Origin of the sequence: Novosphingobium sp. AAP83 (assembly GCF_001295795.1) — a bacterium.
Classification (GTDB): Bacteria; Pseudomonadota; Alphaproteobacteria; order Sphingomonadales; family Sphingomonadaceae; genus Novosphingobium.
Genome location: NZ_LJHY01000022.1, coordinates 276,573 through 290,453, shown reverse-complemented (window position 1 = coordinate 290,453; position 13,881 = coordinate 276,573). Strand labels below are relative to the sequence as shown.

General features: G+C 60.2%; 10 protein-coding genes and 2 tRNA genes. 6 read left to right on the top strand and 6 right to left on the bottom strand.

The annotated features are described in order from the left end of the window. The first annotated feature begins 33 nt into the window (after window positions 1–33). The 3 genes from IP81_RS12980 (at window position 34) to IP81_RS12970 (ending at window position 3,614) form a co-directional block, all read left to right on the top strand. Window positions 34–279, top strand: coding sequence for a hypothetical protein (locus IP81_RS12980; RefSeq protein ID WP_157573197.1), 246 nt, complete (start codon window positions 34–36; stop codon window positions 277–279). Window positions 280–383: 104 nt separating this feature from the next. Beyond that, window positions 384–3,113 (top strand): preprotein translocase subunit SecA, encoded by a 2,730-nt coding sequence (gene secA / locus IP81_RS12975; RefSeq protein WP_054108396.1) that lies wholly within the window; start codon window positions 384–386, stop codon window positions 3,111–3,113. 177 nt (window positions 3,114–3,290) lie between these two features. Next, window positions 3,291–3,614 carry a hypothetical protein gene (locus IP81_RS12970; protein ID WP_054108395.1) on the top strand — a complete coding sequence of 108 codons (324 nt, stop codon included), beginning with the start codon at window positions 3,291–3,293 and terminating at the stop codon, window positions 3,612–3,614. A gap of 83 nt (window positions 3,615–3,697) precedes the next feature. Here the strand turns inward: IP81_RS12970 and IP81_RS12965 are convergent. Then, window positions 3,698–3,772: transfer RNA gene (locus IP81_RS12965), tRNA-Asn, on the bottom strand. Between the two features lie 79 nt (window positions 3,773–3,851). Next, complete coding sequence (locus tag IP81_RS12960; protein ID WP_054108394.1) at window positions 3,852–4,631, bottom strand: NAD kinase; 780 nt, start codon at window positions 4,629–4,631, stop codon at window positions 3,852–3,854. A gap of 140 nt (window positions 4,632–4,771) precedes the next feature. Between IP81_RS12960 and IP81_RS12955 the strand changes: the two genes are divergently transcribed. Continuing rightward, window positions 4,772–6,064 carry a bifunctional diguanylate cyclase/phosphodiesterase gene (locus tag IP81_RS12955; RefSeq protein ID WP_054108393.1) on the top strand — a complete coding sequence of 431 codons (1,293 nt, stop codon included), beginning with the start codon at window positions 4,772–4,774 and terminating at the stop codon, window positions 6,062–6,064. Here the strand turns inward: IP81_RS12955 and mfd are convergent. The 3 genes from mfd to IP81_RS12940 all read right to left on the bottom strand — a co-directional run bounded on the left by mfd (window position 6,061) and on the right by IP81_RS12940 (window position 10,348). Continuing rightward, window positions 6,061–9,555: a transcription-repair coupling factor gene (mfd, locus tag IP81_RS12950; protein ID WP_054108392.1), complete on the bottom strand. Its 3,495-nt coding sequence runs from the start codon at window positions 9,553–9,555 to the stop codon at window positions 6,061–6,063. The two genes, IP81_RS12955 and mfd, sit on opposite strands and share 4 nt — an antisense overlap. A 12-nt stretch (window positions 9,556–9,567) precedes the next feature. After that, window positions 9,568–9,849, bottom strand: coding sequence for a succinate dehydrogenase assembly factor 2 (locus tag IP81_RS12945; protein WP_054108391.1), 282 nt, complete (start codon window positions 9,847–9,849; stop codon window positions 9,568–9,570). Between the two features lie 94 nt (window positions 9,850–9,943). After that, a complete protein-coding gene (locus IP81_RS12940) occupies window positions 9,944–10,348 on the bottom strand; it encodes a host attachment protein (protein ID WP_054108390.1) in 405 nt (134 codons plus the stop codon). A gap of 143 nt (window positions 10,349–10,491) precedes the next feature. Here IP81_RS12940 and recG point away from each other — a divergent pair, with 143 nt between their 5' ends. After that, window positions 10,492–12,549 (top strand): ATP-dependent DNA helicase RecG, encoded by a 2,058-nt coding sequence (gene recG / locus IP81_RS12935; RefSeq protein WP_054108389.1) that lies wholly within the window; start codon window positions 10,492–10,494, stop codon window positions 12,547–12,549. A gap of 131 nt (window positions 12,550–12,680) precedes the next feature. On the opposite strand, the gene IP81_RS12930 is transcribed toward recG, so the two are convergent. Then, window positions 12,681–12,757, bottom strand: a tRNA-Pro gene (locus IP81_RS12930). A gap of 138 nt (window positions 12,758–12,895) precedes the next feature. On the opposite strand from IP81_RS12930, the gene thyA reads away from it, so the two are divergent. Next, window positions 12,896–13,852 (top strand): thymidylate synthase, encoded by a 957-nt coding sequence (thyA, locus tag IP81_RS12925; protein WP_054108388.1) that lies wholly within the window; start codon window positions 12,896–12,898, stop codon window positions 13,850–13,852. The last annotated feature ends 29 nt before the right edge of the window (window positions 13,853–13,881 follow it).

The window sequence follows — 13,881 nt, the reverse complement described above, 5'->3', positions numbered from 1 at the left end:
TCTGAAGCAGTAATGCGGATTTTGCTCGCTCTGTTGGCCATAATTACGGGCCTTTCGCTGCCAGAGGTGGCCTTTGCCGCATCGCGCACAGAGATTGCAAATACAGGCGTGGTTGGCGCTGGAACGGCCTCCGCCGAACGCCGGCAACAACGCTGTATCGAACGCGGCGGCGCACTTCCGCAAAGGCGTAGCAGCGCCCCGCGCAAAACGGTCTGGCCACCCGCGCCCGCCTTTGTGCGTGCCTGCGGCATCGAATTGACCGACCGCGCCCGCGAATAGCGCGTGTCTTAGCCTCACTTTAATCTGGCAGCTTTATGCCCCCGCCGGTGCCCGATTGGCGCGCTGGTTTGTATTCCTTCTGATTCAACAGGATTGTTCCGCCCATGTTCGGTTCCATCGCCAAAGCGCTTTTTGGTTCATCAAACGACCGTTACGTTAAATCGCTCGACAAGATCGTGCGCCAGATTGCCGCTTTTGAGCCCGCGATGCAGGCGCTTTCGGATACAGAACTGGCTGCGCAGACGCTAAAGTTCAGGCAGATGCTGGCCGAAGGGACCGCGCTCGACGATCTTCTGCCTGAGGCTTTTGCCACCGTGCGCGAGGCTTCGGTCCGCACGTTGGGCTTGCGCCACTTTGATGTGCAGATGATCGGCGGTATCGTGCTGCACCGGGGCGAAATTGCCGAAATGCGTACAGGCGAAGGCAAGACGCTGGTGGCGACGCTGGCGGTCTATCTCAACGCGCTGGAGGGCAAGGGCGTTCACGTGGTGACCGTGAACGATTATCTCGCCCGCCGCGACGCCGAGACGATGGGCGTGCTCTACAATTTCCTTGGCCTGAGCGTGGGCGTGATCGTTCCGAACATGAACGAGGAACGCCGCCGCGAGGCCTACGAAAGCGACATCACTTACGCGACCAATAACGAGCTGGGCTTCGATTATCTGCGCGATAACATGAAGCATTCGCGCGATCAGATGGTCCACAAACCGTTCAATTTCGCGATTGTCGACGAGGTGGATTCGATCCTGATCGATGAAGCGCGCACTCCGCTGATCATCTCCGGCCCGACAGACGACAAGAGCGATCTTTACCTGTCGGTCGATGCGGTGGTGAAAACGATCCAGCCCGATCTTTACGAGGCGGACGAGAAGACCAAGAACATCTCGCTGACTGAAGATGGCGTCGAATGGGTCGAGCGTGCGCTGGAAACAGCGGGATTGCTCGAAGGTTCGAACCTCTATGATGTCGAGAATACGATGGTTGTCCATCATCTTGACCAGGCGCTTAAAGCCAACGTGATGTTCAAACGCGATATCGATTATATCGTGAAGGACGAAAAGATCGTCATCATTGATGAATTCACCGGCCGCATGATGGACGGGCGGCGCTGGTCCAACGGCTTGCATCAGGCGGTGGAAGCCAAGGAAGGCGTGAACATCGAGCCCGAAAACCAGACGATGGCCTCGATCACGTTCCAGAACTACTTCCGCATGTACCCCAAAATTTCAGGGATGACGGGCACCGCCGCGACCGAAGCGCCGGAATTTTTCGACATTTACAAGATGAATGTCGTCTCGATCCCCACCAATGTGCCAGTGCTGCGCATTGATGACGAGGACGAGTTCTACAAGAACACGACGGACAAGTTCCAGGCCATCGCCAAGTTGATCCGTGAAAAATATGAAATCGGCCAGCCGGTGCTGGTGGGCACGGTCTCTATCGAAAAGTCCGAATTGCTCTCGGAATTCCTGACCAAGGAAGGCGTCACGCATAATGTGCTGAACGCCCGTTTCCACGAAATGGAAGCCCGTATCGTGGCACAGGCCGGGCGTTTAGGCGCGGTCACCATCGCCACCAACATGGCCGGGCGTGGCACCGACATCCAGCTTGGCGGCAACATCGAATTCCGCATTGATGATGAGTTGCGCGATGTGCCCGAAGGGCCGGAACGCGATGCAGGCATTGCCAAGATCCGCGCCGAAGTGGCCGAGGACAAGCGCAAGGTGCTGGAAGCTGGTGGTCTGTGCGTGATCGGCACCGAGCGCCATGAAAGCCGCCGCATCGATAACCAGTTGCGTGGGCGCTCTGGCCGTCAGGGCGATCCGGGCATGAGCAAGTTCTACCTCTGCCTTGAGGATGATCTGCTGCGTATTTTCGGGCCGGACACGCTGTTTTCCAAGATGATGAACTCCAACCTCGCCGATGGTGAAGCGATCGGCTCGAAGTGGCTGTCAAAGGCGATCGAGACCGCGCAGAAGAAGGTTGAAGCGCGCAACTATGACATCCGCAAGCAGGTCGTCGAATACGATGATGTGATGAACGACCAGCGCAAGGTTATTTACGAACAGCGCGCCGATATCATGGATGCCGAAGCGGTCGCCGATGTCGTCACCGATATGCGCAATGATACGGTCAATGCGCTGGTCGCTGATGCCTGCCCGCCGGGATCTTATCCTGAACAATGGAATGTAGAAGGCCTGAAGGCGCGCGTTGCCGATGTTCTGGGCCTTGAAATTCCAATTGACGAGTGGCTTCAGGAAGAGGCTATCGAGCCCGATGTGATCGAAGAGCGCGTTCAGGCACTGGCCGATGGGCACATGGACACGAAGATCACCGAGGTTGATGCTGCGGCGTGGCGGAGCCTTGAGAAGTCAATCCTGCTCGAACGGCTTGACCATCACTGGAAAGAGCATCTGGCCACGCTCGATGCACTGCGTCAGGTCGTGTTCTTGCGCGCTTATGCGCAAAAGACGCCGATCAACGAATACAAGCAGGAAGCCTTCGGTCTGTTCGAAAAGATGCTCGATGCGATCCGCGAGGACGTGACACGCATCTTGATGACCAGCGAAATCCGCATGCGTCCGGCAGATGAATTCCAGCTTCCCGAATTGCCCGATTTCCTCACCAGTCATATCGATCCGTTCACCGGCGAGAACGACGCTATCCCCGCCCAACCGGCAATGTTTGGCGCGCTTCCACCGCAAGCTGGAGGCTCTCTCACACTGGGTGAGCCAATTGGCGATCCTTATGCGGGGCAGGGCATCAGCCGCAACGCGCCATGCCCGTGCGGTTCGGGCCAGAAGTACAAGCACTGTCACGGGGTCGCCACCTGACCGGCAGGGCAGCATTCTGGCGCAACACGATGCGGCGCGCGGAGCAATTCCCGCGCCGTTGCCTTGCGGGTTACGTATGAACACGCAGGCGCCCCGCAAAACAGCACTGGCAGGCTATAAGTGCTGGTTAACACACCGTCCTTCCTACCAGCACCAACATAGGGCCGGAGACGGATTATGTGGCTTGATCGTGACGCTTATCATGCCCGCCAGCAAGCGCCTTGCAGCACTATTGCTGCGCCAATCCAGGCATCCTACCGCCGGGGTATCTTGCGCACGAAAGTTAACGTGTGTGACTTATCCTGCACGGCTGCCGCGATCGACGGCATGGAAAACCCGCCGGTCGGTACGCTAGTTTGGCTAACATTACCGGGCCTTGAGGCGCGCGCAGCCATCGTCGAAACCAGCGAGGACTTCCGCGCTTTCATCCGCTTTGCCCAACCGTTCCATCCGGCCGTCCTCGACGCGTTCCTGAACGGTTCGATCCGCAGCTATCACTGAGCCCAGACCGAAACGCAAAGGGACCGAAACGCAAAAAGGCCGCCTTTCGGCGACCCTCGCGATCCTCATCCAGAGGAAAAAATTGGCTCCCTGAGTAGGATTCGAACCTACGACCAAGTGATTAACAGTCACCTACTCTACCGCTGAGCTATCAGGGAGCAGCCACGGTTGCCCGGGGCAGGGCCGTGCTAATAACAGGCGTTTCCGGTTTGGCAAGCACCTGTTTTCATATTTTTCTCAGACCATGAACTGTTCGGCGAAGATACGGTCCTCCAGGCTTTGCCCGCGATCGAACATCAGCGTCAAGCGGTGCTCCGGCCAAGCCTTCACACGCACCTCGCGGACATCGCGGACTTCCTTCTGATCCGCCACGACAAGGACCGGGCGCTTGACCGATTCCAGCGCCTTGAAGACGATCTCGTATGTCTCGGGTAGGATTGCGCCGCGCCAGCGGCGGGGGCGAAACGGACTTATAGGGGTGAGCGCCAGCATGTTCGACGATAGCGGCAGGATCGGCCCATTCGCTGACAGGTTGTAGGCGGTCGATCCTGCCGGTGTTGCCACCAGCACGCCATCGCATGCCAGTTCGGGCATACGGACCTTGCCGTTTACACTCACTTCCAATTTCGCGGTCTGGCGCGTTTCGCGCAGCAGGGAAACCTCGTTGATCGCGCAGACAGAATGGACCTGCCCGGAATTGGTGGTGGCCACCATCCGCAACGGTGAAATCGCGATCTTCGTCGCCTTGGCGATTCGTTCATCGATGGAGCGGCTTGACCGGTACTTGTTCATCAGGAAGCCTACAGTCCCGAGATTGAGACCAAAGGCCGGAATGATGTGATCCATGTCGATCATCGCGTGCAGCGTTTGCAGCATGAAGCCATCGCCACCAATGACAACGACGGCTTGCGCATCTTCCAACGCAACCCACTCGCGGCTTTGGAGTAAAGCCTCATAGGCATCCTGTGCGCGATCTGTGGGTGAGGCCAGCAGGGCAAGGCGCGCAAATTCAGACATACTTAACAGGCCCCGGAAAAACAGACCGGTGTTGGATATGAGGCCGAGGTGATGCGCGCAATGCACAATCATGCATTTTGCTGCGAAGTGTTTTTGCGCAGCGCTACGCTTTGGCAAGGGTTGCGCGCTATGTATGGCGGATGGCGGAACTTCCAAAAGCATTGCCCCCAACCACTCCGAGCCGGGATCGCCTGACCGGTCTTCCGGAGGCGGCCGATGCTTTGGGCTGGTTGGAAAAGGCCGGGCAGGACGGTTTTGTCCATGCGATGTTGATCGGGCTGCATCGCTTCCGCTCGGTCAATCTGGCCTATGGGCAGGCGGGCGGCGATCTTGCGCTTGCGGAAATAGCGCGGCGGATCAGGGATTGCGTTGCCGAAGAACTGGGGCCGGACGCGCTAGTGGCGCGCGTCAGTGGTGGTGATTTTCTGGTGGCAAGCGCCGGAACTATAAGCCGCGAGCGCTGGCAATGGCTTGCCGAAGCTTTCGCGCGCACGGTTGCACGATCCTTGGCGATACGCGGCGATGTGCTGCATCTGGCGCCGCGCACGGCGCTGTTGCGCGCGCAACCGGGCGAGGGTGGGGCGGCGATGCTCGACAGGCTGGATCAGGCGCTATCATCTTTGCAGCAGCAGACGGCAAAGCGCGTGTCATGGGCCGATGGATCACACCGCGCGCGCGGACGCAGTGCCGCGCGGCTTGAGGCCGATTTGATCGGAGCCATGGCCCGGAACGAGATCGGTCTGGTGTTTCAACCGCAGTATACTGTCTCCACCGGAGCCTTGGCGGGGGTTGAGGCATTGGCGCGCTGGGATCACCCGCAACTGGGGCGGATCGGCGCGGAAACCTTGTTTGCCATCGCCGAGCGGGGTGATCATGTTGCGCAGCTATCGCACCATATTGCCAAGCGTGCTTTGGCGATTGCGGCCGAATGGCAGCCGCCCTTGGCGCTATCGCTCAACGTCACTGCCGAGGATCTGGGTGATGAGGAATTTGCCGAAAACTTTCGTGTGCTCCTTGCTCGCACGGGCTTTGCGCCCAAGCTGCTGACACTGGAAGTGACCGAGCATGCTCTGGTGGCTGACTTTGTCCGATCCGCGCAAGTACTGGGCGAACTGGCCGGATTGGGAATGCGGATTGCGCTCGATGATTTCGGCACTGGCTATGCCAATTTTCAAACCCTTAAGGCCTTGCCGATCGACACGCTCAAGCTTGATGGATCGCTGGCGCGCGACATCGATCAAGACCCACGCGACCGGGCGATCTTGCGGGCGATTATCGCAATGGCACGGGCGCTGGGACAGAAGGTTGTGGTCGAAGGGATTGAACGCGAAACGCAGCTTGCGGTCTTAGCACACGAAGGCTGCGATACGTTTCAAGGCTTCTTCCGCGCGGGGCCAATGGCCGCAGACGAGATTGCAGCGCTTTTGCGTTAGGCCGCTTTGCGTGCGCGGCGTGCAATGGCGGAAAGGCCCTTGGTCATCTGCACAAGGCCGTTGAGCCGCCCTTCCGGGGTGCCCCAAGCGCGGGTGATGACCAGCTTGTTGTCGGGTCGCAGCTTGGCGATGCCGTTCAACCGCTCGACATAGGCGATCAGCCCCATCGGATCGGGGAAGGTGTCCTTGTGGAAGCTGACCAGCGCGCCCTTGGCCCCCACATCGATCTTGGCGATGTTGGCCTCGATGGCCTGACGCTTGATTTCGATCAGGCGCAGCAGGTTCGTTGTCGGTTGCGGCAGAGGGCCGAAGCGGTCGATCATCTCGGCGGCGAGGGCCTCGACGGCATCCGGTCCTTCGGCATCGCTCATCCGGCGATAAAGCGCCATGCGCACAGCCAGATCAGGCACGTAATCTTCCGGGATCATGATCGGCGCATCGACCGTGATCTGTGGGCTCAGCGCATCGCGTTCGCGTGCGAGAGAGATGTCACCAGCCTTGGCCGCAAGGATCGCGTCTTCTAGCATCGATTGGTAGAGCTCGAAGCCTACTTCCTTGATGTGGCCCGATTGTTCATCGCCCAACAGGTTACCCGCCCCGCGCAGATCAAGATCATGGCTGGCAAGCTGGAAGCCCGCGCCAAGGCTATCAAGATCGCCCAGAACCTTGAGCCGCTTTTCGGCAACTTCGGACAGCGCCATGTTTTCCGAATGCGTGAGATAGGCGTAAGCGCGGATTTTTCCGCGCCCGACGCGTCCGCGCAATTGGTAGAGCTGCGCAAGGCCAAAGCGGTCGGCGCGGTGAATGACAATGGTGTTGGCCGAAGGAATATCGATACCGCTTTCCACGATGGTGGTCGAAAGCAGGACTTCGTACTTCTTCTCGTAAAACGCGCCCATGCGGTCCTCGACCTCGGTCGGGCTCATCTGGCCGTGCGCGGTGACGAAGCGGACTTCGGGAACATTGAGCCGCAACCATTCCTCAAGATCAGCCATATCGGCAATGCGCGGCACGATGATGAAGCTTTGCCCGCCGCGCTGGTGTTCGCGCAGCAAAGCCTCGCGCATCACCATATCGTCCCACGGCATCACGTAAGTGCGCGTGGCCAGACGGTCGACTGGCGGGGTCTGGATCGTCGACAATTCGCGCAGGCCGGACATCGCCATTTGCAGCGTGCGCGGGATCGGCGTGGCGGTCAGCGTCAGCACATGGACGTCGGCTTTAAGCTCTTTGAGCTTTTCTTTGTGAGTCACGCCAAAGCGTTGCTCTTCATCGACCACGACGAGGCCGAGCCGCTTGAAATCGATCGATTTGGACAGCAAGGCATGCGTGCCGATCACGATATCGACGGTGCCATTGGCCAGGCCGACTTTGGTCTCAGCCGCTTCCTTGGCGGGAACAAGGCGCGATAGGCGGCCTATTTCCAGAGGGAACCCGTTGAAGCGTTCGACGAAGTTTGTGTAATGTTGGCGGGCGAGCAGTGTGGTTGGCGCAACGATGGCGACTTGCATCCCCGCCATCGCCGCCACGAAGGCCGCACGTAGCGCAACCTCGGTTTTGCCGAAGCCGACATCGCCGCACACGAGGCGGTCCATCGGCTTGCCGCTGGCCATGTCGTTCAACACGTCGTCAATCGCGCGTTCCTGATCGTCGGTTTCATCCCACGGGAAGCGATCCACGAACGGACCGTAGCTGGTCGAATCAACCGCAAGCACCGCGCCTTCACGAAGCGCACGGTGGGCGGCGGTGGCCATAAGCTGGCCTGCCATTTCAAGGATACGTTCGCGCATCCGCGCCTTGCGGCGCTGCCACGCTTCGCCGCCCAGCTTGTCGAGGCTGACGCCTTCGGCATCCGAGCCATAGCGCGAAAGGACGTCGAGGTTTTCGACCGGGATGTAGAGCTTGTCGCGGCCTGCATATTCAAGCTGGACGCAATCGTGCGGGCTATCGCCCACCGCGATGGCTTCAAGCCCGATATAGCGCCCGATGCCGTGGTCCATGTGAACCACAAGATCGCCGGGGGTGAGCGCGGAAAGCTCGGCCAGAAACGCATCGGCGTCCTTGCGCTTCTTCTTGCGGCGGACGAGGCGGTCGCCGAGGATGTCCTGCTCGGTCAGCAGTTCCAGTTCGGCGTTGGCAAAGCCCTGTTCCAGCGGCAGCACGATAGCGACCGGCTTGCCGGTGGCGGCAAGGCCCAGCGCCTCCTGCCATGTATCGGCCATAAGCGGCACTTGCTTGCCAGCCTCGGCCAGCAGCGAGGCAAGGCGGGAGCGCGATCCAGTGCTATAGGCTGCGATGATTGGCTTGAGGCCGCGCGTGCCCAAGGCCGAAAGATACTTTGCCGCAACTTCATAGATGTTGGTGCCGCCGCTGGTGGCTGCGGCGCGTTCCGGCGTGAAATCGTGGCCTGATGTGAATCCGAAATCGATGACGCTCTTTGATTCCGGTTCGGCAAACAGCGTTGTGCGGTGGACAGGCCAGCCCAGCAGCGCGCGGTCAATTTCGTCGCGCGTAAGGTATAGCGCGGTTTCGGCCAGCGGGCGATAACTGCCGGGGGCTTTGGATGAACTATCCAGCCGCGATTGGTGATAATCGAGGATATCGGCGATGCGCTGTTCGGTCGCCTTGGCCGCACTGCCATCGATCAGAACAAGGTCATCCTCGGCCAGATGATCGAACAGCGTCACCAACCGGTCTTCGAACAGCGGCAGCCAGTGTTCCATCCCGGCAAGGCGGCGGCCTTCGCTGATCGCCTGATAGAGCGGATCGCCGGTTGCGGTCGCACCAAACTGTTCGCGATAACGGCTGCGGAAGCGCTTGATGCTGTCTTCATCGAGCAGCGCTTCGCTGGCAGGCAGCAAGAGGTGCGTATCGACCGGCTGCACCGAACGCTGCGTATTGGGATCGAACAGGCGCAGCGTTTCCAGTTCGTCGCCAAAGAAATCGAGCCGCAAACCGTGATTTAGCCCTGAGGGGAAGATGTCGAACACTGAACCGCGCACGGCATACTCACCGGCATCCACCACCGTATCGGTGCGCGAATAGCCCTGGCGTTGCAGCAACGCGATCAGGCTTTCGCGGCCGATCTCGGCACCCGGCGAAAGCAGTCGCGTGGATTCGCGAATGCGGAACGGGGTAAGCACGCGCTGGAGCACGGCGTTGATCGTAGTGACCAGCAGTTGCGGTCCGCTGCGCTTGTGTTGCAGCTTTTGCAGCGCCGCAAGGCGTTTGGCGCTGACCGACATGGCGGGTGAGGCGCGATCAAACGGCAAGCAATCCCACGCGGGAAAATCTATCACCTCAAGATCAGGCGCAAAGAACGCCGCGCTATCGGCAATCGCGCGCATGGCGGCGTCGTCCGGCGCGATAAAAACCGTCCGGCCTTTGGCGGCACGCGCCAGATCCGCCAAGACAAGCGGCTGCGCCCCGCGCGCAACCGAGGCTAGCGTGAGCGGCGTCGTGGCCGAGAGGATGCGGTTGAAATCAGACATGACGTTAAGGGATCAGCGCGGAATGACGACGTAATCAAGCTTGCGCATGGCGTCCATCATCGGCCCTGTGTATTTCTCGGGTACGGGAAGGGTGCCCAGCGCCCAAGCCATGATCTCGACATCCTCTTCCTCGATCAGCTCTTCAAACCACGCAATCTGCTCGGCATTCCACTCTTTGTGAAAGTGATCGAAGAAGCAGCCGATCATGTAATCCGCCTCACGCGTGCCACGATGCCACGCGCGAAAGTGAATGCGCCGGAAGTACGCCGGATCAAAGGAGGGGGCATCAGTCATAAAAGGCCGTTAGGCGTTTCCGCAGGTGGAAACAAGGCGGCAAGACCGGGACGAAAAGGCATCCCCGCTACTGATCGCCGGGATGCCTTTGCACTTACTTGTGGTGCAGAGCCGCCAGCACATCCGACGGCTGACGGCCAATCAGGTCCTTCGCCAATTCCCCAATCAAGGCTGCCTGCACGGCCTTGCTGTAACGATGGCGCAATTCGCCCAACGTGCGGGGCGAGGCGATGACGACCAACTTCTCGATTTTGTGCGTTTGCACTTGTCCGTTCAGCCAATCGCCCACGGCGGCGGCGTGCGCATCTTCGTCCCGCTGGTTGCCAGATGGATTGGCAGAACTCACACCATGGCGTCCGCCCGATCCGTGATTGGTTTCGGCAAGCGCGGGCGTTGGCATAACAGTCAATTCGGGTTCGGCCTCTGTGCCGCTGTTGCGCAGCACTTCCCAGTTTTCACCATCGACAAGGGCAATCACGGCGCCATGGGGGATCAACATTGTATTCTTCTCCTATTCTTCACTGCGTTGAACGGATGAAGCGCCGAGTTGGTCCCCCTTTCCATGCGCTGGGTCAAAAATAGGGGTGAATTTTAGCGCGCTGGCCATTGGCGAACCCGCTGCGTTCCGCCTATGTCCACCAAATGCGTCCCGATGTGCTCAATCCCCTGTTCGCCGAATCCGGCAGCCTTAAAGGCGTCGGTCCGGGATTGGCGCGTCCGCTAGAAAAGCTGGGGCTGAACCGGATCAGGGACTTGGCATACCATCTGCCCGACCGCTTCGTGCTGCGCCGTGCGGTGGGCAACCTAGATGAAGCCGGGCTGGGTGAGCAGATCGTGATCGCGCTGACCCCGCGCGACTACAAACAGGCCGCAGGACGCGGGCCATTCCGCGTGATGGCCGAAGATGCGGTCGGCAATTATGTCGCGCTCACCTATTTCGGCCGCGCCTCCTATACCGGCAAAAAGCAGCTTCCCTTGGGCGAAAAGCGCTGGGTTGCCGGAAAGCTCGAACAGTTCGGGCAGACTTGGCAGATGGTCCACCCCGATCATGTCAGCGAAGAGAGCGGCGGCATGATCGGCCAGTTGAACGAGCCGGTCTATCCCTTGTCCGATGGCATGACGCAGGGCCGGTTGCAGGGGTTGGTGCATCAAGCCTTGGCGCAGCTCCCGCTATTGCCCGAATGGATCGAGCCGGGCCTTGCCGCCAAGATGGATTGGCCGCGCTGGCACGAGGCTTTGCCGCTAGCGCACAAGGCGCAGAACGTCTTGGCGCGCGATCGCTTGGCCTATGACGAATTGCTCGCCAACAGTCTGGCGCTGATGCTTGTTCGGACAAGCAATCGCAACCGTCAGGGCACGCCCTTGGTGGGCGATGGCCGCATCCGTGCCAAGCTTAATCTGCCGTTTGCGCTGACCGGTGCGCAAACCCGCTCGATTGCCGAGATCGAGGGCGATGTGGCCCAAGGCGCACCGATGCTGCGCTTGCTGCAAGGCGATGTGGGTTCGGGCAAAACCGCTGTCGCGCTGCACGCCATGTTGATCGCGGTCGAGGCAGGCTGTCAGGCCGCTTTGCTGGCACCGACTGAGATCCTCGCGCGCCAGCACGCCGAAACGCTGACGCGCATGGCCGTCGGCACCGACGTCACCATCACGCTGCTGACAGGGCGCGACAAAGGCAAGGCACGGGAATCGATCCTGATGGGCCTGATCGATGGCAGTATCGATATCTGTGTCGGCACCCACGCCATCTTTCAGGACAGCGTATCCTACCGCAATCTCGGGCTGGTCGTGATTGATGAACAGCACCGCTTTGGCGTGGGCCAGCGGCTCATGCTCACGCAAAAGGCCAAGCGCACGCCGCACTGCCTGGCGATGACCGCAACCCCGATACCGCGCACGCTGACACTGGCGCAGTATGGTGAGATGGACGTCTCGCGGCTTGATGAGATGCCGCCGGGCCGACAAGCGATCGATACCCGCGTGATCGCGCTCGAACGGCTTGGCGATGTGGTTGATGGCGTTGGCCGCCACGTTGAAAAAGGCGCGCAGGCCTATTGGGTGTGCCCGATGGTGCGCGAGCTGGAGACAGAGGATATTGCTGCGGCAGAAGCACGCTATGCAGCTCTGAGGGAACGGTTCGGCGATACCGTGGTCATGGTTCACGGCCAGATGCGACCCGAGGCCAAGGACGCAGCGATGGAACAGTTTTCGCGTGGTGAAGCCAAAGTCCTCGTCGCTACTACGGTTATCGAAGTGGGCGTCGATGTGCCCAATGCCACGCTGATGGTAATCGAGCAGGCCGAACGCTTCGGCCTTGCCCAGTTACACCAGTTGCGCGGACGCGTCGGGCGCGGCAGCCAGCAATCAACCTGCCTCCTGCTGCGTGGCGAGGCCCTTTCCGAAACCGGGCGCGAACGGTTGGCGCTGATGCGCGAAACGCAGGACGGGTTCCGGCTGGCCGAAGAGGATTTGCGGCTGCGCGGCGGCGGGGAACTGCTCGGCACCCGCCAATCGGGCGATACGCCTTTCAAAGTTGCTGATTTCGAACAGATCGCGCGCCTGCTCCCGATGGCGCATGACGACGCACGGCTGCTGATGGAGCGCGATGGCGGCCTGTCATCGCCGCGCGGCGAGGCAGCGCGCCTGCTGCTCTATCTGTTCGAACGTGATTGGGGTGTGCAGTTGCTGCGGGGAGGGTAGACCTTTCACCGCATGCATGATTTTGTTGGGGAAAGAGGGTTCTTTCCTCCGGCTCCTGTCTTGCACAGCAAGACAAACAGAACAGCCGCAGGGGCCTGCCGGAGCAGGAGTTTACTGCACGATGGATGATTTGGTCGGGGAAAGAGGATTCGAACCTCCGGCCCCTGCCTCCCGAAGACAGTGCTCTACCAGGCTGAGCTATTCCCCGACCGATCAACGATCAGTCACCCGATCGCAAGGCAGGCAGGCCGTATACTTATGCGTTTGCGCAGTGACAAGCGGGTGGGAACAAGTTTTTTGCCTCACGCTTTTGCGTGATCGGCCATCGCCCGATAGAAGCGTCGGCATGTCCAATGCGCCCCATCGAAACAATGATTCCAGCCGCCATCCCGAATGGCAATATCTCGATCTCATGCGCCAGATTTGGGAGCAGGGGGACGAGCGGGTGGACCGGACGGGCATTGGCACGCGGTCGGTCTTTGGCGCGCAACTGCGCTTTGATCTGGCCGATGGGCAGATGCCGCTGCTGACGACCAAGCGGGTGTTTTGGAAAACCGCCACCCGCGAATTTCTGTGGTTCCTCACCGGCAATACAAACATCCGTGAGTTGTGCGCGCAAGGCGTGCAGATCTGGACCGATTGGCCGCTCGACAAATACCGCAAGGCAAGCGGCGAGGCGATCACGCGCGAGGCGTTTTCCGCGCGGATCGTTGCTGATGCCGCCTTTGCCGCGCAATGGGGCGATCTTGGCCCGGTTTACGGCAAGCAATGGGTCAACTGGCCGGTCTATGAGCCAGCAGGTGAGGGCCTGTTCCGCCAGCGCCCCGCAGGCGTCAACCAGGTGGCCGATCTGGTCGAATCCCTGCGCAACACTCCGGGCAGCCGCCGCCACATCGTCGAAGGGTGGAATGTGGCCGAGCTTGACCAGATGGCACTGCCGCCGTGCCACAAGACATATCAGTTCCATGTCAGCGGCAACCGCCTTAACGGGCTGCTCTACCAGCGCAGTTGCGATGTGGCGCTGGGCCTTCCATTCAACTTGTGGGGCGGTGCACTGTTTTTGCGACTGCTGGCGCAGCAATGCGATCTGGAACCGGGTGAACTGGTTTGGATGGGCGGCGATACGCACCTTTATCTCAACCATTCCGAACTGGTCGAAGCGCAGCTTGCGCGCGCGCCTGAGGGCGAGCCGCGCCTGTCCATCCTCCGGCGGCCCGAGAGCATTTTTGACTACCGGATCGAGGACTTTGAAGTGACCGGATATGCGCCACAGGGCCAATTGAGCGCACCTGTCGCTGTGTAACCTCTTTGATTGACTCATAAAGGTGTGTG